Below are 25,554 nucleotides of genomic sequence, written 5' to 3'. Positions count from 1 at the left end.
AACGTAAGACCTTAATTTAGTTTTTCTTCAAAACCTTAAATTAGAAATGGCAAGATATACTGGTCCAAAAACTAAAATCGCCCGTAAGTTCGGCGAAGCAATCTTCGGAGACGACAAATCTTTCGAAAAAAGAAATTACCCACCGGGGCAACACGGTAACACACGCCGTCGCGGTAAAAAATCTGAATACGCAATCCAGTTAATGGAAAAGCAAAAAACAAAATACACTTATGGTATTTTGGAGCGTCAATTTAGAAACATGTTTAAAAACGCAAACGCAGCTCCTGGAATTACAGGGCAGGTATTGCTACAAATGTGTGAGTCTCGTCTAGACAACGTTGTCTATAGAATGGGAATCTCTCCAAGCCGCTCTGGTGCCAGACAATTGGTTTCGCACCGTCACATTACCGTTAACGGCGAAAAAGTTAACATTCCGTCATACCAGTTAAAAGCTGGCGACGTAGTTGGTGTTAGAGAGAAATCAAAGTCGCTTAGCGCAATCAACGATTCTTTGGCAAATGCAAGTCATGTTTACGAGTGGATTACTTGGAACGGCGAAAAGAAAGAAGGAACTTTTGTTTCTATTCCGGAGCGTATCCAGATTCCAGAGAGCATTAACGAGCAGCTAATCGTTGAATTATATTCTAAATAATTAAAAACACAGAAAGTCAATTATGGCAGTATTTAGTTTTCAGAAGCCTGATAAAGTTATAATGGTAGATTCTACCGATTTCGAAGGGAAGTTTGAATTTCGCCCTTTGGAACCAGGTTACGGACTTACCATCGGTAACGCATTAAGACGTGTACTATTATCCTCTTTGGAAGGGTTCGCCATTACTTCGGTTCGTATCGAAGGCGTGGATCACGAATTTTCTACCATCGCCGGTATAGTAGAAGATGTTACAGAAATTATTTTGAACCTTAAGCAGGTTCGTTTCAAAAGACAGATTGACGATATCGATAACGAAACCGTTACAATTTCTGTTTCTGGAAACGAGCAGTTAAAAGCAGGTGATTTTCAAAAATTCATTTCAGGTTTTCAAGTATTGAATCCAGAAATGGTTCTTTGTAACATGGACCCAAAAGTGAACCTTAATCTTGAAATCACGATTGAGAAAGGACGCGGCTATGTTCCTGCTGAAGAGAACAAAAAGGCGAATGCTCCATTGGGCACCATCTTTACGGATTCTATCTACACCCCAATAAAAAATGTGAAGTACAGTATTGAAAACTTCCGTGTAGAGCAGAAAACAGATTACGAAAAGTTAGTTTTTGAAATTCAAACTGACGGCTCTATTCATCCAAAAGATGCATTGACCGAAGCTGCAAAAACATTGATCCACCACTTTATGTTGTTTAGCGATGAGCGCATTACACTGGAGGCAGATGAAATTGCACAGACGGAAACCTATGATGAAGAATCACTTCATATGCGTCAATTGCTTAAAACTAAATTAGTAGATATGGATCTTTCGGTTCGTGCGCTAAACTGTTTAAAAGCTGCAGAAGTAGATACCTTGGGCGACCTAGTATCTTACAACAAAAACGACTTGATGAAATTCCGTAACTTCGGTAAAAAATCACTTACAGAGCTTGAAGAGCTAGTGAGTGTAAAAGGCCTGGACTTTGGGATGGATCTTGCAAAATATAAATTAGATAAAGACTAGAACACACTTGAGACTATAGACATGAGACATAAGATGTTTCTCAAATCTCACGTCTATTATCTCGTGTTTAACGTCTAACATCTCACATCTATTATTAACCCATCATAATTTGCTCTCCGAAGAACGGATTTGGTAGCAAGATGATGAAATCAAAAATGTCATGAGACACGGAAAAAAATTAAATCAATTAAGTAGGACAACCTCCCACAGACATGCAATGATGGCCAACATGGCAAGTTCATTGATTCTACACAAAAGAATTAACACCACTGTTGCAAAAGCAAAAGCTTTAAGACAGTTTGTTGAGCCTTTAGTAACAAAGTCTAAAGAGGATACTACACATAACCGTAGATTGGTTATGGCAAAATTGCGTCAAAAAGATGCAGTAGCCGAACTTTTTAGAACAGTAGCACCAAAAGTAGGCGATCGTCCAGGGGGTTACACTCGTATCATTAAATTGGGGAACCGATTGGGTGATAATGCTGATATGGCGATGATAGAGTTAGTTGATTTCAACGAGCTTTACAATGCTGGCAAAGCTACCAAGAAGAAATCTACGCGTAGAAGTCGTCGTGGAAGTGGTTCTGGTGCTTCAAAAGCTGCTCCTAAAAAAGCTGAAACAACTTCAAAGAAAGAAGAAGAATAAAATGAATTTAAATTCATTAATTAACAAAGGGATAAGCGTTTTCGTTTATCCCTTTTTTTTATACTATTTTTGCAAAGAATTTTCAAAAGAAAGCTAGTTGCTCGATGACGGATGATATTTTTAACCTGCATCCAGAAAACAGAAACTTGAAACCCTTCAAATTATGAAATACCAAACACGAAAAAAAGCACTTATTTTACTGGCAGACGGAACTGTTTTTCACGGAAAAGCGGTTGGCAACAAAGAAGGCTCTGCCTTTGGCGAAGTTTGTTTTAACACGGGAATGACCGGGTATCAAGAAATATTTACCGACCCTTCCTATTTTGGCCAGATCATGGTAGCTACCAATACCCATATTGGTAATTACGGCGTTAATAACGAGGAGGTAGAATCTGAAGGAATTAAAATTGCAGGATTGGTAGTTCGAAACTTCAGTTACCACTATTCGCGCGAAGCTGCAGATGGTTCGGTAGAGCAGTTTTTAAACGACAATAACCTACTCGCTATTAGTGATGTTGATACTCGTGCCTTGGTTAACTATATTCGAGACAATGGTGCTATGAACGCTGTAATATCTACAGAAGTTGATAATATTGATGGGCTAAAAAAACAATTGGCGGCAACCCCAAATATGGATGGTCTTGAATTGGCTTCAAAAGTTTCAACCAAGCAGCCTTATTTCGTAGGAAATGAAAATGCAAAATATAAAGTTTCAGCCTTAGACCTTGGCGTTAAGAAAAACATCTTGCGTATGCTTGCTGAGCGTGATTGCTACATAAAGGTTTTTCCGTATGATACTGACTTTTCCGAAATGGAGGCTTTTAATCCAGATGGCTACTTCTTTTCTAATGGCCCAGGCGATCCAGAACCATTAACCCAAGCCACTGAAGTGGTAAAGACTGTATTGGAAAAAGAATTGCCAATGTTCGGAATTTGTTTGGGGCATCAAATGCTGGCATTGGCCAATGGTATTTCTACCTTTAAAATGCACAACGGCCACCGCGGAATAAATCATCCCGTTATGAACCTAATTACAGGAAAAGGTGAAATTACCTCTCAAAATCATGGTTTTGCCATCAATAGGGAAGAAGCTGAGGCAAATTCTAATATCGAAATTACCCACGAACATCTTAACGACCAAACAGCCGCAGGAATCCGGATGAAAAACAAACCTGCTTTCTCGGTGCAGTACCACCCCGAAGCAAGTCCGGGACCGCATGATGCTTCTTATTTATTTGACCAGTTTATAGATAGCATCGAAAAGCATAAATTACAAACCGTATAAATTTAAACCTGACAGGTTTCCACTCGTCCGCCGAAGTTGAAAAACCCGTCAGGTTTTTTTAATATTTAATAACAATAAACAACAATCTAATGAGTATAATCATCGACATTAAAGCCCGGCAAATTTTCGATTCCAGAGGGAATCCTACTATAGAGGTTGACGTAATTACCGAAAGTGGCTATATGGGCCGTGCTGCCGTTCCTTCAGGTGCTTCAACAGGAGAGCACGAAGCTGTAGAACTTCGCGATGGCGGAAATGACTATATGGGGAAAGGGGTTTTAAATGCTGTTGAAAACGTAACAGGCAAAATTGCAGGTACGCTTTTGGGTATTTCGGTTTTTGAGCAGGAACTCATTGACAAAACCATGATCGACTTAGATGGCACCCCAAACAAGGCAAAACTTGGTGCCAATGCAATTCTGGGTGTTTCCTTGGCCGCTGCCAAAGCTGCTGCTAATGAGCTAGGTATGCCTTTGTATCGCTACGTAGGTGGTGTGAGTGCCAAAACGCTGCCTGTGCCAATGATGAATATTATAAATGGCGGTTCGCATAGTGATGCCCCTATTGCGTTTCAGGAATTTATGGTAATGCCTGTAAAAGCAAAGAGTTTTACCCACGCCATGCAAATGGGTTCTGAAATTTTTCACAACCTTAAAAAAGTATTACACGAACGTAACTTGAGTACAGCTGTAGGGGACGAAGGTGGTTTTGCACCTACATTAAACGGAACCGAAGATGCTTTGGATACTATCGCAAAAGCCACTGAAAATGCAGGCTACAAATTAGGCGATGATGTAATGATAGCCTTAGATTGTGCTGCGGCCGAGTTTTATGTAGATGAAAAGTACGATTACACAAAGTTTGAAGGTGAAAAAGGAAAAGTTCGTACCTCGAGAGAGCAAGCTGATTATTTAGCTCAGTTATGCGATAAATACCCTATCATCTCAATTGAAGACGGAATGGATGAAAACGATTGGGAAGGCTGGAGTTATTTAACCCAAAAGATTGGCAATAAAGTACAGTTGGTGGGTGATGATTTATTTGTAACCAATGTTGAAAGACTTTCAAAAGGTATCACTGAAAACATAGCCAATTCAATTTTAATAAAAGTGAATCAGATTGGAACCTTGACAGAAACTATTGCCGCTGTAAATATGGCGCATAATGCAGGCTACACGTCTGTAATGTCGCACCGAAGCGGAGAAACCGAAGATTACACCATTGCAGATCTTGCGGTGGCATTAAATTGTGGTCAGATAAAAACAGGATCTGCTTCCCGAAGTGATAGAATGGCAAAATACAACCAATTGCTCCGAATTGAGGAGGAACTGGGCTATGTTGCTTATTTTCCGCAAGAGAATGCCTTTAAAATCTAGGTGATTGTCCCAAATTTGGAAGGCACCTGCAACTGATAACCCTTTTTAGGATAAAAATGTGCGGTACCACCCATGATTTAAGGTTTTTTTAACCTAAGAATAGTTAGAAATGTTAAAAAAAACGCTTGAGATTTCGTAACTTAGCATTTCTGAATAATTACAAAAATACATTAATATATGGCAAAGATGGCAACCCTAGAAATAGATGGTAAAAAGCACGAGTTTCCCGTTGTGGAAGGAACTGAGAATGAAATAGGAATAAAAATTAAGAGCCTTCGGGCAGATACGGGCGGCATTGTAACGCTAGATCCTGGTTATAAAAATACAGGTGCTTGTGAAAGTGCAATAACCTTTTTAAATGGAGAAAAAGGCGTGTTGCGTTACAGAGGATATTCTATTGAAGAATTAGCCGAAAAAGCCCATTTTCTGGAAGTGTGCTACCTTCTTATTTTTGGTGATTTGCCAACTGAACAACAGCTTGATAAATTTCATGCCGATATAAAAGCACAATCTCATGTTGATGAGGACGTAAAGAAGATATTAGACGGATTTCCAAAATCTGCGCATCCTATGGGTGTTTTGTCTTCTCTTACTTCAGCATTGGTGGCGTTCAATCCTTCGTCGGTAAATGTTGATAGCGAAGAAGATATGTACAAGGCTATCGTTAAGATTCTTGGTAAATTTCCGGTGTTAACAGCATGGACCTATAGAAAGCGAATGGGGTTACCTTTAGATTACGGTGGAGATTCACTTGGTTATGTTGACAACTTCCTTAAAATGATGTTTAAAAAGCCAAGCGGAGAGTACAATACCAATCAGGTTGTTCTTGAGGCCTTGGATAAACTATTGATACTTCACGCAGATCATGAGCAAAACTGTTCTACTTCAACAGTTCGAATAGTTGGCTCGTCTCATGCTGGGTTGTTTGTATCTATTTCGGCAGGAATTGCTGCGTTGTGGGGGCCACTTCACGGCGGTGCAAACCAAGCCGTTATTGAAATGCTAGAAGCAATTAAAGCAGATGGAGGCGATACCAAAAAGTTTATGGCGAAAGCTAAAGATAAAGATGATCCATTCCGTTTAATGGGCTTTGGGCACAGAGTTTATAAAAACTTTGATCCTCGCGCCAAAATTATTAAGAAAGCGGCAGATGCACTCTTAGACGATCTAGGTATTGATGATGATGTGCTTGATATAGCCAAAGCCTTAGAAAAAGAAGCATTGGAAGATCCGTATTTTGTGGATAGAAAGTTATATCCAAATGTAGATTTCTACTCTGGTATTATCTATCGTGCCTTAGGCATTCCGGTTGAAATGTTTACCCCAATGTTCGCTTTGGGAAGACTGCCTGGCTGGATAGCACAATGGAGAGAAATGCGCTTGAACAAGGAGCCAATTGGGCGTCCAAGACAAATTTACACTGGTAAAACCCATAGAGATTTCATTCCAACAGAAAAGAGATAATATTTTATTTCAATTGCCGAATTTCTGGTGTTTTCTTGAAATCTAGCTAGAACAACTTTATAGCTATCGGTATTGATTTTTTTTAAACATATAAAGCACTTCTGTACTGAAGTGCTTTTTTTATATTTGCGATATGATACAATTGAATATTAAAGACGAAGTCTCTAGACTACGTGCTGTCGTGTTAGGCAGAGCAGATAGTAATGGCCCAATTCCTAGGTTGGAAGATACCTACGACCCAAAATCAGCTGAACATATAAAAGCAGGGACTTATCCCAAAGATGAAGATATGACGAAGGAAATGGCCGCAGTAGCAGCTGTTTTTGAAAAATATGACGTGAAGGTATATCGGCCAGATTCAATACCTGATTACAACCAAATTTTCACAAGAGATATCGCCTTTGTAATTGAAGATAAGTTTATAAAAGCCAATATTCTTGAAGACAGAGACCAAGAAATTGATGCCATACATGGTGTGATTGAAGCAATTGATCCTTCAAAAATCTTTACCTTTCCCGAAGATGCACACATTGAAGGAGGAGATGTAATGCCGTGGGGCGACTATATTTTTGTGGGCACTTATTACGGTGAAGACTATCCCAGTTTTATAACGGCCCGCACAAATATGAATGGAGTAAAGCACCTTCAAAAACTGTTTCCGAATAAAAAAGTGAAACCATTTAACCTTCGAAAAAGCAATACCGTTGCTAATGAAAATGCGCTTCATTTAGATTGCTGTTTTCAGCCCTTGGGAAAAGGCAAAGCTATTATCCATAAAGAAGGATTTTTAATAGAAGAAGAGTATGAGTGGTTGGTTAATTTCTTTGGAAAGGAAAACTGTTTCCATATTGACAAACAAGAAATGTACAATATGAATAGTAATGTTTTCTCTATTTCTCCCGAAGTGGTTGTTTCAGAAAAAAACTTTACCCGTCTTAATGCATGGTTGCGTGAGCAAGGGTTTACCGTAGAAGAAGTTCCTTACTCCGAAATTGCGAAACAAGAAGGGCTATTGCGTTGTTCTACCATGCCTTTAATTCGAGATTAATCAGGTTTTAGAATAACTTCTAGTTTATAAGAGCTTATCTGCTAAAAAGAAAGCGGCAACAGAAAAGAAGATAATGATTCCCGTAACATCTACCAAGGTGGCGACAAATGGCGCTGAGGCGGTTGCGGGGTCAAGTTTAATCCACTTGAGGATAAAAGGGATTAATGAACCTGAAAGTGTTCCCCAGAGCACAATAAATACTAAGGAAACCGAAACGCTAAGCGCTACTTCCAGCCAGAATTCGCCATAATCATAGAGGCCGGTCTCTTGCCATAAAAGTATTCGTAAAAACCCAATGGTCCCGAGGATGGTACCGAGTAAAATACCAGAGAGTATTTCCTTTTTCATTACGTACCACCAATCTCGAAGCTTGAGCTCCTTTAGTGCCATTGCCCTAATAATTAGCGAGGCAGCTTGAGAACCAGAGTTACCGCCACTAGAAATAATTAGAGGTACAAATAACGCCAGCACAACGGCTTTTTCAATTTCACCTTCAAAAAAACCCATGGCCGAGGCGGTTAACATCTCTCCAAAAAAGAGAATAACCAACCAACCTGCTCTTTTCTTTACAAGATCTATAAGAGTTGATTGGGTGTAAGACATTTCTAAACCATCAGTACCACCAAACTTTTGAATGTCTTCAGTGGTTTGGTTCTGCACTTCGTCTAGAATATCATCAAAGGTCACGATACCTACCAAGACACCGCTTTCTGTGATAATTGGTAGTGCCGAACGATCATACTTGTCAAAAATATCTACGGCATCCTCAATATGGGTGGTTGCCGTTATTGCCAGAACGTGCCTATCCATAAGTTCTGAAATCTTTGTCTTGGGCTCTGCCAATAATAGCTCACCAATTCTCAGGTCGTCAATCAGTTTATTGTCTTTGTCAACAACATAAACAAAGTTTAAAGTTTCTGCTTTTTTACCTTCCTTTTTTATATGCTTTAAAACTTCATCAACTGTTCTATTGGCTTTTGTTTGAATGTAATGAGGCGTCATCAGCCTTGCAATACTGTCTTTTTTGTACCCAATTAAACTTAGGGCAATCTCGCGTTCTTCAATGTTGAGCAGGTTTATTGAGGTCTTGATTAAGTGGTCCGGGAAATTTTCAAAGAGTTTTGTTCTATTGTCCGGCGGTAAATTGTTGAGTACTTCTGAAAGCTCCTTATTGCCAAGCGCTTTAATGATTTTTAGCTGAATCGGAGGCTCCAGGAAACGAAAAACCTCGGTTTTCTTCTTGGGAGAAAGCATTAAAAAAGACAAGTTTCTTTCGTCCTTGTCTAGTTCGCTCAATCGTTCAGCAATATCTGCTGGGTGTTGATTTTGAAAATTTACCATGGCTGCTTATTTAAAGAAGGTGTAAGGTAGCTATTTGCAGGTTGAAAAGAGAATAAGGCCCCGCTTTCTAAATTAGATACACAACTTATTGCGCTATACTTTTAAAACTACAAAAAACAAAGTTTTGAATTGTATCAAAAGGGGTTTTATGGTCTATTGTTTTGCACGCTATTTTTTGAAATGAATTTGAAAACAACTTCTCCAGTTCTTTTCTAGTGTATTGTTGTATGGGTATTCCGCTACACTTTTTAGGACCGTTATCTGAAAAAGTTCCAATTATTAAGCTTCCATTTTGAGTAATGTTGTCTTTGGCAATTTGCACGTATTTTGAAACCTCTTTTTTATCGGTTAAAAAATGAAATGCGGCACGATCATGCCAGCAATCGTATTTTTCAGTTGGGCAGAAGTTGGTAATGTCTGAGACAAGCCATTTCACGAGTTTTGCGCGTTCTCCTAATCGTTTTTTTGCACGGTCAATTGCTGCTTCAGAAATATCTAAAACGCTTATGTCTTGATATCCTAAATCTAGCAAATGATCTACTAAAAAGCTGTCGCCCCCGCCAATATCAATAATCTTATCGTTTTTTAGTACCCCTGTTTCTTGTATAAACCCGAGCGAAGTTTCGGGAGTGGGCTGAAACCAACTTACCTCCGTGAGCTCTTTGGTTTGGTATATATTTTCCCAATGTTTTTTCCGATCAAAACTTTCCATAGCAACAAAGATAGCAATTGCAGTTTAAGGTTTTCTGAATTTTAATCCTTCAAAATAATTTCTTAAAAATTTTATAAAGTGTATTTTTGATTGTTATCTTAGATGTTTCTATCCATCTCTTTCTGAAGTGCGTATTTTGTAGGCCTTCGTAACTAATTGTAATTTAGAATAAATAAGGTTTTCTCGGCTTATTTAACACAAAAACCACCCGAACTTTCACAAAAAATTAGTAAACTTGGCCTATCAAAATTTTAACACTTTGAAAAAAATAATTCCCCTATCTGTTCTACTGCTTTTTTTAACGGCATTCAATAGCCTTATAGCCCAAAAAAAGAACCTGAGTCTTGAAGAAATTTTCGGTGGTTCCTTCCGTACGGAGGGCCTTGATGAGCTGCGTTCTCTAAACAACGGTAAGGAATATGCCGTCTTGAATTTTGATAGAAACAATAGAACTTCTACAATTGACGTTTACGACTATAAAAGCGGTGAGAAGGTAAGCACACTTTTAAACAGTAAAAACCTAGATGGAATTCAATATTTTATTTCCTATGAATTGAGCCAAGATGAGTCTAAAATTTTGTTTGCTACAGATCGGGAAGCAATATACCGCCGTTCTTCCTTAGGTACTTTTTATGTTTATGATATCAAGACGAAGGATTTTAAATTGGTCGCCACTCATAAAATACAAGAACCCACTTTTAATAACGACGGAAGTAAGGTAGCTTATGGATATCAAAACAACCTGTACATAAAAGATCTTAAGTCTGGTGTAACCGAACAGATTACCCAAGATGGTGAAAAGAATGGAATTATAAATGGAATAACTGATTGGGTTTATGAAGAGGAATTTGCTTTTGTACGTGCCTTTGAATGGAGTACAAACGGGGATAAGTTAGCATACATTAAGTTTGATGAATCTGAAGTTCCTCAGTTTAATATGGACGTGTATGGCAACGAGCTTTACCCAACCGCCGAGGTTTTTAAATACCCAAAAGCTGGGGAGGCAAACTCAAAGGTTTCGCTTCATATTTACAACCTTGCTAACAAGAAAACGGCCGAGGTAGACCTTTCAAAATACAACAATTACTACATTCCAAGATTGCTATGGACGCAAGAGAATAATTTAGTAAGCGTTCAGTTAACCAACCGCCATCAGAATATTGTAGATCTCGTTTTTGTAAATGTTGCAGACCAAACTTCGCAATTAATTTTAAAAGAAACCGATGACGCTTACGTTGATATTACAGACAATCTTACTTTTTTAAACAACAATAGTTTTTTCTGGACCAGTGAAAAAGATGGCTTTAACCATATTTATCAATACGATAAAAACGGAAAAATGCTTGCTCAAGTAACCAAAGGTCCTTGGGAAGTGACCAAATACTACGGTTTTGATCAAAATACCGGACGTGTTTATTACCAAAGTACCGAAAACGGAAGTATTAACCGCGATGTGTATTCCATTCTTCCGTCAGGAAAAAACAAGGTGCGATTAACGCAAAAAAATGGAACCAACAGTGCAGCTTTCAGCGCAGATTACACCTACTTTATCAATACATTCTCCAATGCGGAAACTCCTTATGTATATACGCTTCACCAAGCCAGAAAAGGGAAGATGCTTCGCGAGATAAAAAACAATGAAGGTTTAAAAAATAAACTGGCTTCCTATAAAATTTCACCCAAAGAGTTTTCAACCATAAAAATTAATGGGGAAGACTTAAATATGTATATGATCAAGCCTTTGGATTTTGATGAAACAAAGCAATACCCACTTTTTATGTATCAATATTCTGGCCCAGGTTCACAAAGCGTTGGAAACCGATGGATGGGAAGAAATGACTATTGGCATGAAATGCTTGCCAATCAACAAGATATTATCGTGGTATGCGTAGATGGCCGCGGAACTGGATTTAAAGGAAGAGATTTTAAGAAAATGACCCAAAAAGAGCTGGGGAAATACGAAGTAGAAGATCAAATTGCCGTTGCCCAAAAACTGGGGCAGCTGCCTTATATTGACGCTGAGCGTACTGGAATATGGGGATGGAGTTATGGCGGTTTTATGTCGTCAAACGCTTTGTTTCAAGCTCCAAATACTTTTGAAATGGCAATTGCTGTTGCTCCGGTAACAAGCTGGCGTTTTTACGATAGTATTTATACCGAGCGCTATATGCAAACGCCGCAGGAAAATGCTTCGGGATATGATGAAAACTCACCTCTTTCCCACGTTGATGGACTTAAAGGAGAATATTTATTGGTGCATGGAAGTGCTGATGACAATGTTCACGTTCAGAATACAATGCGTTTAGTAGAAGCCTTGGTACAGGCCAATAAACAGTTTGATTGGCGCATATATCCAGACAAAAATCACGGCATTTACGGAGGCAATACAAGATTGCACCTCTATACGTTAATGACCAATTTCATCAAGAATAACTTGTAAATACAATTATAATAAATATATATACTTATGTCAGATGCACTTCAATATCAAAAACAAAAAGAACTATTTGGCCATCCGGTAGGACTTTATATTCTGTTTTTCACCGAAATGTGGGAACGTTTCTCCTATTATGGAATGCGTGCTATTTTGGTACTTTACTTGGTTGCAGAAGTAAATGGTGGTAATCCAGGACTGGGCTGGACTAATGCTGAGGCGCTTTCGGTTTATGGATGGTATACGATGTTTGTTTATGTGGCTTCTATTCCTGGAGGTTGGATTGCAGATAAATTTTTAGGACAAAAACAATCCGTTCTCGTAGGAGGAATATTACTTGTTGCTGGGCACACAATTTTATCTATTGAACAAATGTGGGCCTTTTACACAGGGCTTGGGCTTATTGTTGCCGGTGTAGGGATGTTGAAGCCCAATATTTCCACAATGGTGGGTGGTCTTTACAAACCTGGCGACATTAGAAGAGATAAAGGTTTTACCATATTTTATATTGGTATTAACGTCGGTGCTTTCTTATCGAGTATTATCGTGGGTTATGTAGGCGAAACTTACGGATGGCACTACGGTTTTGGTCTTGCTGCAATAGGCATGGGGCTTGGGTTACTTCAATATTTGTTAGGACAGAAACATTTAAAATATGTTGGTAACAACACTAGCAAATCTATTGATCCGGAAGAGCAGGCCGCTATGAAACGACCGCTTAATAAAATTGAAAAGGATAGAATGATTGTTCTGTTTATTTCCTTTTTATTGGTGATTGTATTTTGGGGTGCTTTTGAGCAAGCAGGTGGTTTGATGAATATTTATGCTTCTGAAAAAACCAATCGTATGTTGATGGGTTGGGAAGTTCCTGCTTCTTGGTTTCAATCCCTAAACGCTATGTTTATCATTATTTTCGGAACTATCGTTGCCGGGTATTGGGCTAAACGAAAATTAAAAGGAAAGCTTTCTTCTTCCTTGTTTAAAATGTGTGTTGGATTGATCATAATGGGGCTTGGATTCTTCTTTATGACAGGTGCAGCCGCACAATTTCAAGTTGATGGCTCGTCTGCAATGTACTGGTTGGTGCTGGCATATTTGCTTCATACCATTGGGGAGCTTTGTCTTTCTCCAGTAGCACTTTCTTATATCACTAAATTGGCTCCTTTAAAATACGCATCGTTGATGATGGGTATATTTTTCGCAATGACTGGTTTAGGAAACAAAGTTGCAGGCCTCTTGGGCGAATCGGCATCCGATTTAGGAGAGTTTACCGTATTTACTGGGATTGCAGTTTTCTGTGTTGTTTTTGGCCTATTGGTGCTTTTAGTAAGAAAGAAATTGGAAAAGCTTACACACGGTGCTGAAGACAATGAAGCTGAAATATTGGAGCAAGAACCTTATGATCTTGCAAATCCAGATATCAATGACGAAAAATAACATGTTTTCACCTATTTATTCCTCGAATGCTCACAGCAATTAAATGCATTGCTCTTTGTGGCGAATACGATAGAGGTAAGTAAATGTGAAAGCTTAAAAAGTAGCCGATACGGAAATTAGAAATTAACACTTAAAAATTGAATATGGCAACAGTTAGTTCAACTCAGCATGATGAGTTTTTTAAAAGTAAAGTTTTAGGACACCCAGCAGGTTTGTTCGTTTTGTTCTTTACAGAAATGTGGGAGCGCTTTTCCTTTTATGGAATGCGCGTGCTGCTTATTAATTTTTTAACCATGGCTGCTGTGGGGTACAATCCTGGTTGGGAGTGGACCGCAGAAAATGCAGGTGCTTTATTCGGTACCTATGCCATGTTGCTTTACATTACACCAATACTTGGAGGGGTAATCGCAGATAAACTCACTGGCTATCGTTGGGCGGTGGTTATTGGTGCTATTATTATGACTTTAGGGCATGCTGCCATGGCGGTAGAAACCGAGTTTTGGCTCTATATGGGGCTGGGTCTCTTGGTTGTTGGTACCGGTTTCTTTAAACCTACCATGACTTCTATAATTTCTGAAATGTATAAAGACTTACCCAAAAAGAAAGACGGTGCCTATACCATCTTCTATATGGGGGTTAACGCTGGAGCTTTCTTCGGAATGATGCTTTGTGGCTACTTGGCCGAGCGTGTAGGTTGGTCTTGGGGCTTCGGACTTGCCGGCGTATTTATGCTCTTAGGTACTTTACAGTTTTGGTTGGCAAAACCACTTTTTGGTAAAATAGGTGATGTTCCCTCTAAGCGCGATACCGAGGAAGAAGAAGTGAATGAAGACAATGAAAAGGAAGCGATTAAGTATAATCCCTTTACGTCATTAGATAAAATATTAATCGTAATTACCTCAATAATTGGCTTGGCTTACGCAATAAATGATCCCTTGTCTAAAATTGCGAATTTTAACTTGTTCCCTTTTGAAGTTCAGGGTATAGAAGGTCAATATGTAGTAGTTCTTATTGGTTTAATACTTTTCCTATACCTCGTGCTTACGCGTATTAGTCGCTATGCACCGGTTGTACGAAATAGAATGTATGCCGTGATTGTCTTTGCATTCTTTACGGTATTGTTCTTCCTTGGTTTTGAACAAGGAGCAACCTCACTAGTGTTATTTGCACGTGATTATATTGATAGAGAACTCATAGGTAATGCTGCCGTTATTTTTAATGTTGTAAACGCTCTGCTTACCATTGTCCCGCTGGGGATTGTCTCGTACGTATTATTTCTATTGGCTAAAAGAACCTATGGAAAAATTCCCGGATCTAACATTGTTTTAATTATATGTTTTATCGGAATTTGGGGTGTGGTGTTGTTTATGCTAAACCGAGATTTTAATACTACAGCCTACGAAGTTGAATTCAATGCCCAAAAAGTAGCAGTTATTGATGAGGACACCGGAGAACAACGAGTAACTAAAAATGGCGACCTGGTTTTCTTAGATGCTCCCGTTTCCGTAGAACAAAATATTGACGAGATAGATAATGATGTCTTTAGAAAGAAAATGGTTATTGGTGAAGCCTTTAGCGATCTTAAGGAAGGTCAGGAAATTAATATAATAACTAAAGACAAAGGCTTTAATAAGTTTGGTTACCTTACCCCAGAACGTCTGGAAGATGCCAATGAAAACGCTGCTAGATTGGGTAGAGACAGCGGAGTGGTAAAAGCAACGGTAACGGAGGTGAAAAACCATTGGGTAGAGATAACGGCCTCTTGGTTTAGTATTTTAAACTCCTTCTTTATTATTGCATTTGCCAGTTTATTCTCTAAATGGTGGGAAAGTAAATACAATCCTTCGGCCCCGCAGAAGTATGGTATTGGTTTAATTTTACTAGCCTGTGGTTTCGGAATGCTTGCTTTCGGAAGTTTTGGTGTGGCCGATGGCGTAAAAGTGAGTATGATCTGGCTTATATTAGCCTACTTGTTCCATACCTTCGGAGAACTCTGTATATCGCCCGTAGGACTGTCTTACGTTAGTAAATTAGTACCCGCCCGAATGATTGCATTTATGTTTGGTATGTGGTATTTGGCAATTGCTATTGGTAATAAATTTGCCGCGGTACTGGGAGGTCAATTGGAGAATATACGCGAAGAATACTCGCTTTCTACATTCTTCCTGATTTTTACAGTAGTGCCCATACTAGCCGGTTTATTGATTATAGCAGTTAATAGGCCAATTAAAAAACTGATGAAAGGTGTAGATTAAAACACAATACACGATATAATAAAAACGTTCCCTTTTTGTGGAACGTTTTTTGTTTTACTAAATTTGGATTTATAAAGAGAAATTTTATGAAGAATATTTTACTGCTTGCTTTGCTGTTTACCATGGGTGCAATAAACGCTCAGAGCATTAATTGGATGACCATGAACGAAGCTTTGGAAGCGCAAAAAGACGAGCCTAGGAAAATTTTTATGGATGTTTATACTACTTGGTGCGGCCCTTGTAAGATGTTAGATCGGAATACCTTTAGCGATAAATCGGTGATAGAATATCTGAATAAAAACTACTATGCCGTTAAATTTAATGCTGAAGGAACAGAAGAAATAGAGTATCAGGACTTTGTTTATACCAACCCCAATTATAACCCAGATAGAAAAGGAAGAAATTCGCAGCATTTATTTGCCCATGCCTTAAAGGTGAATGCGTACCCAAGTTTGGCGTTTTTTCGCGAAAATGGCGATCTTATTCAGGCAGTTCCAGGATATAGAACCCCGAAGCAATTGGAGGTTTTTCTGAAAATGATCCATACCGATGATTACCTAAAAGTTACCACTGCCGAAGCTTGGGAAAAGTATCAAAAAGATTTTAAACACACATTCTAGAATAGTTTTTTTGTTTCATATTCAGTCTATTTTATTGAAAGAGCTCCGTGTTTTGCAGTATGGTAAAACGGGAGCTTTTTTAATTTACAGGTTTCTTGCCATCTATTTACGTAACTGTGGTAATTACTACCATCTGCAATAATTTCAGCTGGCGCCAAGCTATCAATCAGACGGTTGAGGTTTACTTTAGGGCTATGCGTCAAAAGCACCGTATAAATATTTTTTTGCTTCGGAATAACTCCTAAACTGTCTAAAATTAATCGTTTCTTGTTCTTATATCGAAATATATAGGGCAGTTTTTTCATTGTATGAAATCTGATATTTCTTTCTATCTTAAAAGATTGTATGGGATAAGTTTCAAAAACAGTTTCATTTGAGTCATTAGTAAAAATTGTTAAGTTGCTACCGCTTTGGTGCCCCAGAAGAGTTTGTTTGCTTTTATGAAAAACAACCAAGTGGTTTCCCGAAGTTCTATATTCGTCGTAAATACTTATTGCTATAAGTCCGGAGACTGATAAGAGAGCAAAAACTAAATTTCGATATTCGGCTTTCTTAAAAAATAAAACCAGTGTAATGATAAGCAGATATGTTCCCATTAGTTTTAATTCGGAAAAGGAAATGTCTGTAATTAAAAATTTATCTTGGATTGCAACCCAATGGATAAATGCATTTAGCCCTTCAAGCATTGTGTTATACCCTTCAGCTATCCAATCTGGCAGACTGTTTAGCAGCGCTAGGACTACAATTAAAATTCCACCGCACATCAAAATAGTCAGGAACGGTAAAACCACAATATTCGTGAGTAGAAATAAACCCGGAAACTGGTGAAAATAATAAAGGCTCAATGGCAAAACACCAATTTGAGCACAAAGGGTAACTGTAATTATTGCCCATGTTTTACGCAATAGCCAGTATTTTGAATAACCAAATTTAAAGAGTTGTGGTTGCATCCAGAGAATAAAAAATACAGCCAAATAGCTAAGCTGAAACCCAACTTGGAACAATAGGAAGGGATTGATTATTAAAAGCGTTAAAAACGAAAGGAACAGCGTGTTGATTGAATTTGTTTCGCGGTTAAAAAGTGTGGCAAGAGCAAAAAAGCTAAACATGGTCACAGCCCGTGTAACCGATGGCGATAAACCCGAAAGCAGTGCAAATCCCCAGAGTAGGAGTACAATCAAGATAACATGGAGGAATTTACCGTATTTCCAATTGGATAGTGGTTTAAGAAGAAATGCGAGTATAATGTAAATAATGCCAACATGAAGTCCAGAAACGGCTAAAATGTGCACAGCACCGGCTGCGGCGTACTCCTTGTAAAGCCTTTGATCTATATCTTTTTTCTCGCCAAGAACCAACGCTTGTATTATGGCGCGTTCATCTGTTTTGAGCTTTGTTTCTCTGAGTTTTGCTATTATAGATTTACGAAGTTTTTGTGCAGCTCCTTTTAGTGTAGGCCTGCCCTGTACTTTTTTTAAAATAGCTGTATTTGAAACCCGAACCGCACCAAAAACGCCTAACATTTTCATATAGTTTGAATAGTCAAATTGATGCGGGTTTAACGGCTTTTGTATATCGGAAATTGAGGCATGAACGAGTATGACAGTATCCGGTTGAAGTGTTTGTTGTAGAGAATCTTTTGAAAGATAAAGAAGTATTTTGCCTTGCGTAGAAGTTGTATTTACAGCCTTAACGGCAGCTATATATTTTAGATTAAACCTATCTGGCTTTAAAACCTGCTTAATTTTAAGCTCAATTAGTTCTGGAGAGTCGCTCAAGTTTAAAGTTGAATAATGCCCTGGTTTAAAGTCTGACAAGCACATTTGATAACTAGTATAACCTATGCTGAAAAAGCAGAGGTAGGTTATAATTCCGAAGTATAGGTTTTGAATTAGTTGCTTGCGAGCCCAAAACCAAAATATAACAACTCCCACAAATAAGAGAAAAATATAAGGTAATATAAATGTAGAAATAGGGAAGAAGTGTGCTGTCAGTATCCCCGACACCAGAAAAAAAGCGAACTTGACAATGGCAAAGTTAATGAACTTCATACCTCAGACTTTAAGTGAAACCTAAAATCAATTGAGGAATAATCTTTTAAAGATAGAAAATATTTCTATCTAAAACAAAGTTAAGTGTCTGTTGGTTAGCGATGTAGGTGTTCTGTGGTAAATATTAAATGACCCGTCTTATTTCTGCAAAAGCTTTTTTCCAATACTTTTCGTCTAAAGAAGATATAATTACTCCTGCGCTTGTAGTAGAGTGGATAAATTTCACTTGCCCGTGTTTGGCCTCCACCACCAAACCTACGTGGCTAATAACGTTTCTACGGCTGGTTTTAAAGAAGACAAGATCGCCTTCTTCAACATTTTTTAGGGAAACAGGAATACCCTGGGTAGCCATATCTCTGGAAATACGGGGTAGGCTAATGTTTTCCTTTTTAAAGGCAACACATATCAAGCCTGAACAATCCATTCCTGCCTCGGTAGTGCCACCATATTTATAACGGGTGCCTTGAAATGTTTTGGCAAAATCTATAATTTCTTGTTTTATTAGACCGCTGCTTTCAGGTTCTTCCTCAAAATCCAAGTCGGCCAATCGCGTATTTTGGTGTGGGCGAACCTTTCTTTCGGTCTTCGTTTTTAATGAATTTTGGTTAGGGGAAGTATGAGAATAAGGTCTAGTATGCTTTGTGCCTCCGCAAGAAACAAGGAATAAAGTGAAAAAAGAAAGAAGCAGTATTTTTTTCATCAATAAAGACTTAACGATTTTAAAAGTTAAATATATAAAAAATAATCTTTGGATGTTATTTCTAAGACGCTCTCTCTTCTTATGATACGTAAAATGCGCTTATAACGATTTATAGATCAATTTGGCGGTGTTTTCACTCGCACCTCGGCCGCCTAAGGCTTTTTCAAGTTCGTAATAATCCAGAAACATAGTTGCCCGTTTATAGGGGTCTAGAATGGTGGTCAGTTCTTCTTTTAGTCGTTTGGTATTAAAATCGGTCTGTATAAGCTCTGTAACAACTGTTCTGTCTAAAATGAGATTTACCAACGAAATGTAGTCTAGCTTAATTACGCGTTTGGCAATTTCGTACGAAATTCTATTGCCTTTATAGCACACTACTTGCGGTACTTTAAACAGCGCCGTTTCTAGGGTTGCTGTTCCCGAAGTTACCAATGCTGCTTCTGATATACTTAACAAATCGTAGGTTTTATTGGTTACAAAGTGTACATTTTTGGTGCTGAGGAAGGATTCGTAAAATGATTTTTCCTGGCTTGGCGCTCCGGCAATTACAAATTGATACTCCTTAAAATCCTTAGCTGCGGAAATCATTATTTCCAGCATTTTTTTTATCTCTTGTTTTCGGCTTCCGGGCAGCAAAGCGACAATTGGACGTTCATCTAATCCATTTTCACTTTTAAAGGTTTCAGGATCAACTTGGGCTCTATCGTGGATGGCGTCAATTAATGGATGGCCTACAAAATGTACTGGGAAGTTGTGTTTTTCTTCATAAAACTCCTTTTCAAACGGAAGTATAACATACATTTCATCTACATCGCGTTTAATTTCCTTTATTCGGCCTTCTTTCCATGCCCATATTTGTGGCGAAATATAATAATGTGTGTTATAGCCTTTTTGCCGTGCCCATTTTGCAATGCGAAGGTTAAACCCAGGGTAGTCTATAAAAATGATAACATCTGGGTTAAAGGTTTCAATGTCTTTTTTGCAGAATTTAATATTTTTTAATATTGTGCCCAAATTCATAACAACCTCTGCAAACCCCATAAAAGCTAGGTCGCGATAGTGTTTTACTTCGGTTCCTCCAGCAGCTTTCATTAAATCGCCACCCCAAAAACGGAAATCTGCTTTAGGATCTTCCTTTTTTAGAGCTTTAATTAAATTGGCGCCGTGCAAATCTCCCGATGCTTCGCCTGCTATGAGGTAGTATTTCATTTATGAAAAAGTTGAACGTTATAACTTACCAGTAAAAAGCTTGAAAAGTAACGAAACCTAAAGCCTTAAACCAGAAACCTAGAACTATTTTAGTACATTTTGAATTAATATATCAAAAAATTCAGTTAGAGTCATTCCCGCTTCTCGTATTTGTTTTGGAACGATACTCTCGGCAGAAAGCCCCGGATTTGTATTTGTTTCAATAAAATAGGGCTTTCCTTTTTCTATGATGAACTCACTGCGGGTAATCCCCGTCATGTGCAGCAAGTTGTAAATACGTATGGCCTCGGCTTTAACCATTGCTGTTTCCTTTTCAGAAATTCTTGCAGGGGTTATTTCCTGTGATTCTCCTAAATACTTGGCTTCGTAGTCAAAAAATTCGTTTTCTGAAACAATCTCAGTTACCGGAAGCGCAATTACGTCATCACCATGGTTATAGATGCCAACGGAAACTTCAACGCCTACTAAAGCGGTTTCGATTATTATTTCAGAATCTTCCGTAAATGCCTTTTCAATGGCTGGCATCATTTCGGCCATGTCGTGCACTTTGCTAATTCCGAAGCTAGACCCTGACCGATTTGGCTTTACAAAGCACGGAAGGCCTGTTTTTAGTACTATTTCTTCTACATTAATTTCAATGCCTTCATTGATATAATATGAGTTTGCCGCTTGCACCCCAAAGTTTTTTAAAACCGAAAGGCAATCTCGTTTGTTAAAGCTCAAGGCTGCAGAATAGTAGTCTGTACTGGTATGTGGAATGCCCAACAGCTTCCAATAAGCTTGTAAATAACCATCTTCGCCTGGGGTACCGTGAATGGCGTTAAATACGGCATCTGGGATAATGGTTTCGTCGCCGTTGTTAAAACTGAAATCAGCTTTATTTACGGGCTGTTTTTTACCATTTTCGGGTACATAATACCAGCCTTCTTCCAAAATATGAATAGCATATACGTTGTATTTGCTCTTATCTAGTGCGTTACAGACTATGCCCCCGCTGTTGATCGAAATTTCGAACTCGTTGGAATAGCCCCCCATGGCAACAGCTATATGTTTTTTTTGCATACCAAACCTTTAAAATCTGCGTTTACAAAAGTATTAAAAAGATGTGAGGTGAAGGCTATTTAAACCCCGCTATACATTGTAGAATTTTAGCCAAGACTTTTATTTTGTTGTTGGCAACCAACTGTAAAGCTGCTGTTGGTCTTTTCATCGAGAGTGTGGTTTAATTTAGTAAAATGACAATCCTTATTTTTATAGCATAAAATTAAACTTTCCATAAAGTTTTAAACTTCACAATAGATACTACCTTTGGGTTTTATATTTTTGTGCCTTAACACAGTAACATATGACATTTTTTCGGTTCATTTTCACCAAAGCTTTTATAAAGCAATTGCTTATTGCTTTTGTGGTGGTTTTGGTTTTGGGGTTTTTAGTTTTTTGGTGGTTGCGGATTACCACCAACCACAATGAAAGAATAGAAGTTCCTAATTTGGCAAAGATGTCTCTTGATAAAGTAGAGGAAAACCTGGTTGAGAAAACCCTTCGGTATGAAATTCTGGATTCGGCTAACTACAATCCTGATTTTCCGCGATACTCGGTTATTGAGCAGATTCCTAAACCAGGGCAATTTGTAAAGGAGAATAGAAAAATCTACCTAACCTTAAACCCATCTGGGTATAGAAAGATAGAGGTGCCGGATATTGTAGGGCGTACCCAACGCCAAGCAGAACCCACACTTTTGGCAATGGGTTTCGAGATAGGAAAAATTAGTTATAGACCACACATTAGTGATAATGTACTGGAGATGCGGTACAATGGCGAAAAACTTGAACCGGGAACGGCAATTCAAAAAACCTCAGTGATAGATTTAATTGTCGGCGACCAATCACTTAACAGAATACTATCAAATTCTGATGATTCTTCAGAAAGCAATCAAGAATCGCCCGAACAAAATGAAGTAGAGAACAATGGCGAATTTTAAAGCGAACGAAAGAGACGATTCCGACGGCAATGATGAGCTTTATGAGCATTATCGATTTACGGCAGACAAAGGGCAAAATCCTTTACGAGTAGATAAATACTTGATGAACCTTATTGAAAAGGCCACCAGGAACAAAATACAAAAAGCCGCCGTTGCAGGAAATATTCACGTCAATGGCGCTCCCGTAAAATCGAATTATAAGGTAAAGGGAAATGATGTGGTCACGGTTCTTTTTGAGCATCCACCGTATGAGTTTCTATTGGTGCCAGAAGATATTCCCATAGATATTGTTTATGAAGATGATGCAGTTCTTGTGGTCAATAAGGCGGCGGGAATGGTTGTACATCCCGGTCATGGCAACTACAACGGCACATTGATTAATGCGTTGACGTATCATTTTGACAACCTTCCCAACAATTCTAGTAACAGACCGGGATTGGTGCATAGGATAGATAAGGACACCAGCGGACTTCTAGTTGTTGCCAAAACAGAGGAGGCCATGACGCATCTGGCCAAGCAGTTTTTTAACAAATCGACTGAACGCGAATATGTTGCTTTAGTTTGGGGCGATGTAAAAGACGACGAAGGAACTATTGAAGGCAATATTGGGCGTCACCCTAAAAATCGTTTACAAAATACTGTTTATGAAAACGATGAGGAGGAGCGCGGAAAACCAGCTGTTACACATTATAAAGTTTTAGAGCGTTTGGGGTATGTAACCTTGGTTTCCTGTAGGTTAGAAACCGGACGAACACACCAAATTAGGGTGCATTTAAAACACATTGGCCATACGCTGTTTAATGATGAACGCTACGGTGGCGAAAAAATATTAAAGGGAACTACATTTTCCAAATACAAGCAATTTGTAGAAAACTGTTTTAAGGTACTACCAAGACAGGCCTTGCACGCGCGTACTTTAGGTTTTGTGCATCCGGTAACCGAAGAACTTATGCGTTTTGAATGCCCTATTCCTGAAGATATGGAAGCTTGCCTAGAAAGATGGCGCAACTATTCAAAGCATGTTATTGAGTAGTAATCTATTGCTTTTCGCTTTTTACAAATTTCAGGATTGCGATTTATATTTCGGAAGGATAGAATTTTAATAAAAATTGCATCCGTACTGCTATCGAAAACGCCAAAAGTGAGCCTTTTAAAATATTTGAAAATAGCATTGGTTATTTGCTAAAAACAAAAGCGCTTTTCATAATTTATTTGAAAAGCGCTTCGGTATTATGTAAAGAATCTGTTTTTCAGCTTAATGCTTCACCCATTTGGCGGTATAGGTTTTATTTCCGTCAGAAACACTTACAAAATATAAACCATTGGTTAGATGGTTGAGGTTGTAACTTGAATATTCTTCTAAATCTCCTTCTTCAGAAAAAACTACTTTCCCATCAATACTGTAGATGTTTACTTTAGCATTTTCAATTTTGGAAGTCATAGTAATACGTAGCATTCCGCTTGAAGGATTTGGAAATACAGCAATCGCTGAAGCAGTTTCTATATCTGAAATACCCGCGGTATTATCCATTTCTACAAATCCGGCCCGTGTATTATCACCTTTATAGCCGTTTCTTTTAATCATATCTGGGCTGTAAGGCACATTGAGGTTATAGACGTTCACGAAGGTAGAATCTACTCCTGTTCCAAAAGTTTGGGTGTAACTATTTGCGGTAAGGTCCAGCATGCCGTCGTTATCAACATCGCCTAAAACGGCTCCGTTTAAAAATGTAAATCCACGTGTGCGGATTGGAAACCCGTCAATCTCGCCACTTCCGTCTAACGAATAGGCGTGAATAAAGCCAATACCGTCTTCATCTGTCATAATGCTTGGAAATATTATATCTAGAACGCCATCATTGTTTACATCGGCAATGGAAAGAACACCTTCGGTACCGCCATATTTTTCTATTGGAAAATTTGGGAGATTATTGCCATCTGGGTCTAGCCCATAAATTACGGGTAGTTCTTCGCCAGCTGTGTTGCTGGTATTTCTGTCCGACATAAAAATATCAAAAGTTCCATCTTCGTCAAAATCCAGTACCGTAGCAGGGGAGTAGGTCCATTCGCCAATTGTAATAGGCCATCCTGGTTTGTAGTTGCCCTCGTGGTCCATAACATAAAAACCGGGATTGTCTCCGTGGTTGCTTCCTATTATTTCTAAGAAATCATCACCGTCAAGATCGGCAAGGATAGGCGATTGGTAGGAGTATTTTACATTCGGATCTACAACTGGAAACCCAGGTAATACTTGCCCTTGGTTGTCAAAAACGTACATTCCGCCCGAAGAGGCCGAAATAACCACATTTGGGGTGCCGTCATTATTAACATCGGCTATAGAAGGAGTAAAACCAGGCGTTGCCGAAACTTCTACTGGCCAGTTTGCGTTTATGGGTGTTCCGTCCATTTTTATAGCATGAACAAAACCTTGGGTGCCAGATACGCGCTCTCCAGTAACTATGTCTAAAATACCATCGCCATCTAAATCGGCTGCAGCAGGAGCGTTAATCATCCAATGCTCGTCAAAATTTAATGGCCAACCTGGCAGATCGGCTCCGGTATTATCCATTAAATATACTCTTCCAGCGGCGGGAACACCACCGGTATTAAGAATAACTTCTACGGTACCGTCATTATCTAAATCTACGACTGTTGGAGGTAGGGTTATGGTGCCACTTACTGCTTTTTCCCATAAAATTGATCCATCTCCCTTTAATGCGTACAGGGTGCTGTTTATACCGTAGATAATTTCGTCCACACCATCATTGTCTAAATCGGCGAGAGTAACGCCGCGGGTGTTTTTAAAAGATGGGTTTGCGGGTTGCCCAAAGCGCCAGATTCTATCAAAGGTCTGAGTTTCACTGGACTTCGCGTAGTTTTGGGGCAAGCTGATTTTTTTTACTGAAATGGTTCCGTCCTCATTTAGACTGGCTGCTTTGCCTTGTTGCTGGGCATTCATAACTGGAGCTATTCCGAATAAAATCGCGGAAAGCAAGGTAATTTGTTTTTTCATTGTATTGGGAGTTATTGATTTATTTCCTAAAAATATCAATAAATATTCGATTTTCAGTAATTAATAGTTGTTTCTGTTGATGATTTTCGGAGCAGAAAAGATCTAGGCAACCCACCGTGCCTTCAATTTAGAAAGGAAACAGGGTGCTTTATACTCGGATTTGCATTCTTAACAAAAAGTTAAACTTAATATTTTTTATATTTTTTCAAGATGTTTCTTTACTAAAGAAGAGAATGGGACTATATTTACAACCTGACGAAATTTACTGTCGTTAAGTAGGTTTTACAACCCTTATTTTAATTATTAAAACTCCCT

General features: G+C 38.6%; 20 protein-coding genes. 13 read left to right on the top strand and 7 right to left on the bottom strand.

Translation table 11 applies throughout. The features are described 5' to 3' along the window. The first annotated feature begins 46 nt into the window (after positions 1-46). From rpsD to QPK98_RS00605, 7 genes are all read left to right on the top strand, one after another. Positions 47-652, top strand: a complete 606-nt coding sequence (rpsD, locus tag QPK98_RS00635; protein ID WP_310991083.1) for a 30S ribosomal protein S4 — start codon at positions 47-49, stop codon at positions 650-652. Between the two features lie 22 nt (positions 653-674). After that, positions 675-1,667: a DNA-directed RNA polymerase subunit alpha gene (locus tag QPK98_RS00630; RefSeq protein ID WP_310991082.1), complete on the top strand. Its 993-nt coding sequence runs from the start codon at positions 675-677 to the stop codon at positions 1,665-1,667. A gap of 160 nt (positions 1,668-1,827) precedes the next feature. Continuing rightward, on the top strand, positions 1,828-2,313 hold the full coding sequence (rplQ, locus tag QPK98_RS00625) for a 50S ribosomal protein L17 (protein WP_310991081.1): 486 nt from the start codon (positions 1,828-1,830) through the stop codon (positions 2,311-2,313). Between the two features lie 163 nt (positions 2,314-2,476). Then, positions 2,477-3,598 (top strand): glutamine-hydrolyzing carbamoyl-phosphate synthase small subunit, encoded by a 1,122-nt coding sequence (carA, locus tag QPK98_RS00620; protein ID WP_310991080.1) that lies wholly within the window; start codon positions 2,477-2,479, stop codon positions 3,596-3,598. Between the two features lie 89 nt (positions 3,599-3,687). Further along, positions 3,688-4,974: a phosphopyruvate hydratase gene (gene eno, locus QPK98_RS00615; RefSeq protein WP_310991078.1), complete on the top strand. Its 1,287-nt coding sequence runs from the start codon at positions 3,688-3,690 to the stop codon at positions 4,972-4,974. A 177-nt stretch (positions 4,975-5,151) separates the two neighbouring features. After that, positions 5,152-6,438 carry a citrate synthase gene (locus QPK98_RS00610; protein ID WP_310991077.1) on the top strand — a complete coding sequence of 429 codons (1,287 nt, stop codon included), beginning with the start codon at positions 5,152-5,154 and terminating at the stop codon, positions 6,436-6,438. Positions 6,439-6,571: 133 nt separating this feature from the next. Next, positions 6,572-7,486, top strand: a complete 915-nt coding sequence (locus QPK98_RS00605; RefSeq protein WP_310991076.1) for a dimethylarginine dimethylaminohydrolase family protein — start codon at positions 6,572-6,574, stop codon at positions 7,484-7,486. 24 nt (positions 7,487-7,510) lie between these two features. Here QPK98_RS00605 and mgtE read toward each other — a convergent pair whose 3' ends face one another. Together mgtE and QPK98_RS00595 are read right to left on the bottom strand one after the other, a co-directional pair. Next, entirely contained in the window at positions 7,511-8,827 is a 1,317-nt protein-coding gene (gene mgtE, locus QPK98_RS00600; RefSeq protein ID WP_310991075.1) for a magnesium transporter, read from the bottom strand. An 85-nt stretch (positions 8,828-8,912) separates the two neighbouring features. Beyond that, positions 8,913-9,539 (bottom strand): class I SAM-dependent methyltransferase, encoded by a 627-nt coding sequence (locus QPK98_RS00595; protein ID WP_310991074.1) that lies wholly within the window; start codon positions 9,537-9,539, stop codon positions 8,913-8,915. A 259-nt stretch (positions 9,540-9,798) separates the two neighbouring features. On the opposite strand from QPK98_RS00595, the gene QPK98_RS00590 reads away from it, so the two are divergent. From QPK98_RS00590 to QPK98_RS00575, 4 genes are all read left to right on the top strand, one after another. Next, positions 9,799-11,979 (top strand): S9 family peptidase, encoded by a 2,181-nt coding sequence (locus QPK98_RS00590; RefSeq protein WP_435373083.1) that lies wholly within the window; start codon positions 9,799-9,801, stop codon positions 11,977-11,979. 27 nt (positions 11,980-12,006) lie between these two features. Beyond that, entirely contained in the window at positions 12,007-13,410 is a 1,404-nt protein-coding gene (locus QPK98_RS00585) for a peptide MFS transporter (RefSeq protein ID WP_310991073.1), read from the top strand. Positions 13,411-13,553: 143 nt separating this feature from the next. Then, positions 13,554-15,665, top strand: coding sequence for a peptide MFS transporter (locus QPK98_RS00580; RefSeq protein WP_310991072.1), 2,112 nt, complete (start codon positions 13,554-13,556; stop codon positions 15,663-15,665). A gap of 86 nt (positions 15,666-15,751) precedes the next feature. Beyond that, positions 15,752-16,285 carry a thioredoxin family protein gene (locus QPK98_RS00575; RefSeq protein WP_310991071.1) on the top strand — a complete coding sequence of 178 codons (534 nt, stop codon included), beginning with the start codon at positions 15,752-15,754 and terminating at the stop codon, positions 16,283-16,285. A 26-nt stretch (positions 16,286-16,311) separates the two neighbouring features. On the opposite strand, the gene QPK98_RS00570 is transcribed toward QPK98_RS00575, so the two are convergent. From QPK98_RS00570 to QPK98_RS00555, 4 genes are all read right to left on the bottom strand, one after another. Next, on the bottom strand, positions 16,312-18,336 hold the full coding sequence (locus QPK98_RS00570; protein WP_310991070.1) for a ComEC/Rec2 family competence protein: 2,025 nt from the start codon (positions 18,334-18,336) through the stop codon (positions 16,312-16,314). Positions 18,337-18,460: 124 nt separating this feature from the next. Further along, positions 18,461-19,036, bottom strand: a complete 576-nt coding sequence (locus tag QPK98_RS00565; RefSeq protein WP_310991069.1) for a C40 family peptidase — start codon at positions 19,034-19,036, stop codon at positions 18,461-18,463. Positions 19,037-19,135: 99 nt separating this feature from the next. Continuing rightward, the gene (gene lpxB, locus QPK98_RS00560) at positions 19,136-20,245 is read right to left on the bottom strand and encodes a lipid-A-disaccharide synthase (protein ID WP_310991068.1); all 1,110 of its coding nucleotides are present in this window, start codon (positions 20,243-20,245) and stop codon (positions 19,136-19,138) included. Positions 20,246-20,329: 84 nt separating this feature from the next. Then, the gene (locus QPK98_RS00555) at positions 20,330-21,307 is read right to left on the bottom strand and encodes a D-alanine--D-alanine ligase (protein WP_310991067.1); all 978 of its coding nucleotides are present in this window, start codon (positions 21,305-21,307) and stop codon (positions 20,330-20,332) included. 283 nt (positions 21,308-21,590) lie between these two features. Here QPK98_RS00555 and QPK98_RS00550 point away from each other — a divergent pair, with 283 nt between their 5' ends. Together QPK98_RS00550 and QPK98_RS00545 are read left to right on the top strand one after the other, a co-directional pair. Next, complete coding sequence (locus QPK98_RS00550) at positions 21,591-22,226, top strand: PASTA domain-containing protein (RefSeq protein WP_310991066.1); 636 nt, start codon at positions 21,591-21,593, stop codon at positions 22,224-22,226. Continuing rightward, positions 22,213-23,259: an RluA family pseudouridine synthase gene (locus QPK98_RS00545; protein ID WP_310991065.1), complete on the top strand. Its 1,047-nt coding sequence runs from the start codon at positions 22,213-22,215 to the stop codon at positions 23,257-23,259. Before QPK98_RS00550 ends, QPK98_RS00545 begins: the two co-directional genes overlap by 14 nt. Positions 23,260-23,481: 222 nt before the next feature. Here the strand turns inward: QPK98_RS00545 and QPK98_RS00540 are convergent, their stop codons facing one another. Then, complete coding sequence (locus QPK98_RS00540) at positions 23,482-25,239, bottom strand: T9SS type A sorting domain-containing protein (protein ID WP_310991064.1); 1,758 nt, start codon at positions 25,237-25,239, stop codon at positions 23,482-23,484. Positions 25,240-25,554: the final 315 nt, after the last annotated feature.

The sequence above is a fragment of the Aequorivita marina genome (genome assembly GCF_031631895.2).
Lineage (GTDB): Bacteria > Bacteroidota > Bacteroidia > Flavobacteriales > Flavobacteriaceae > Aequorivita > Aequorivita marina.
The sequence above is the reverse complement of the archived record's forward strand: the minus strand, read 5'-3'. Positions and strand labels throughout refer to the sequence as shown.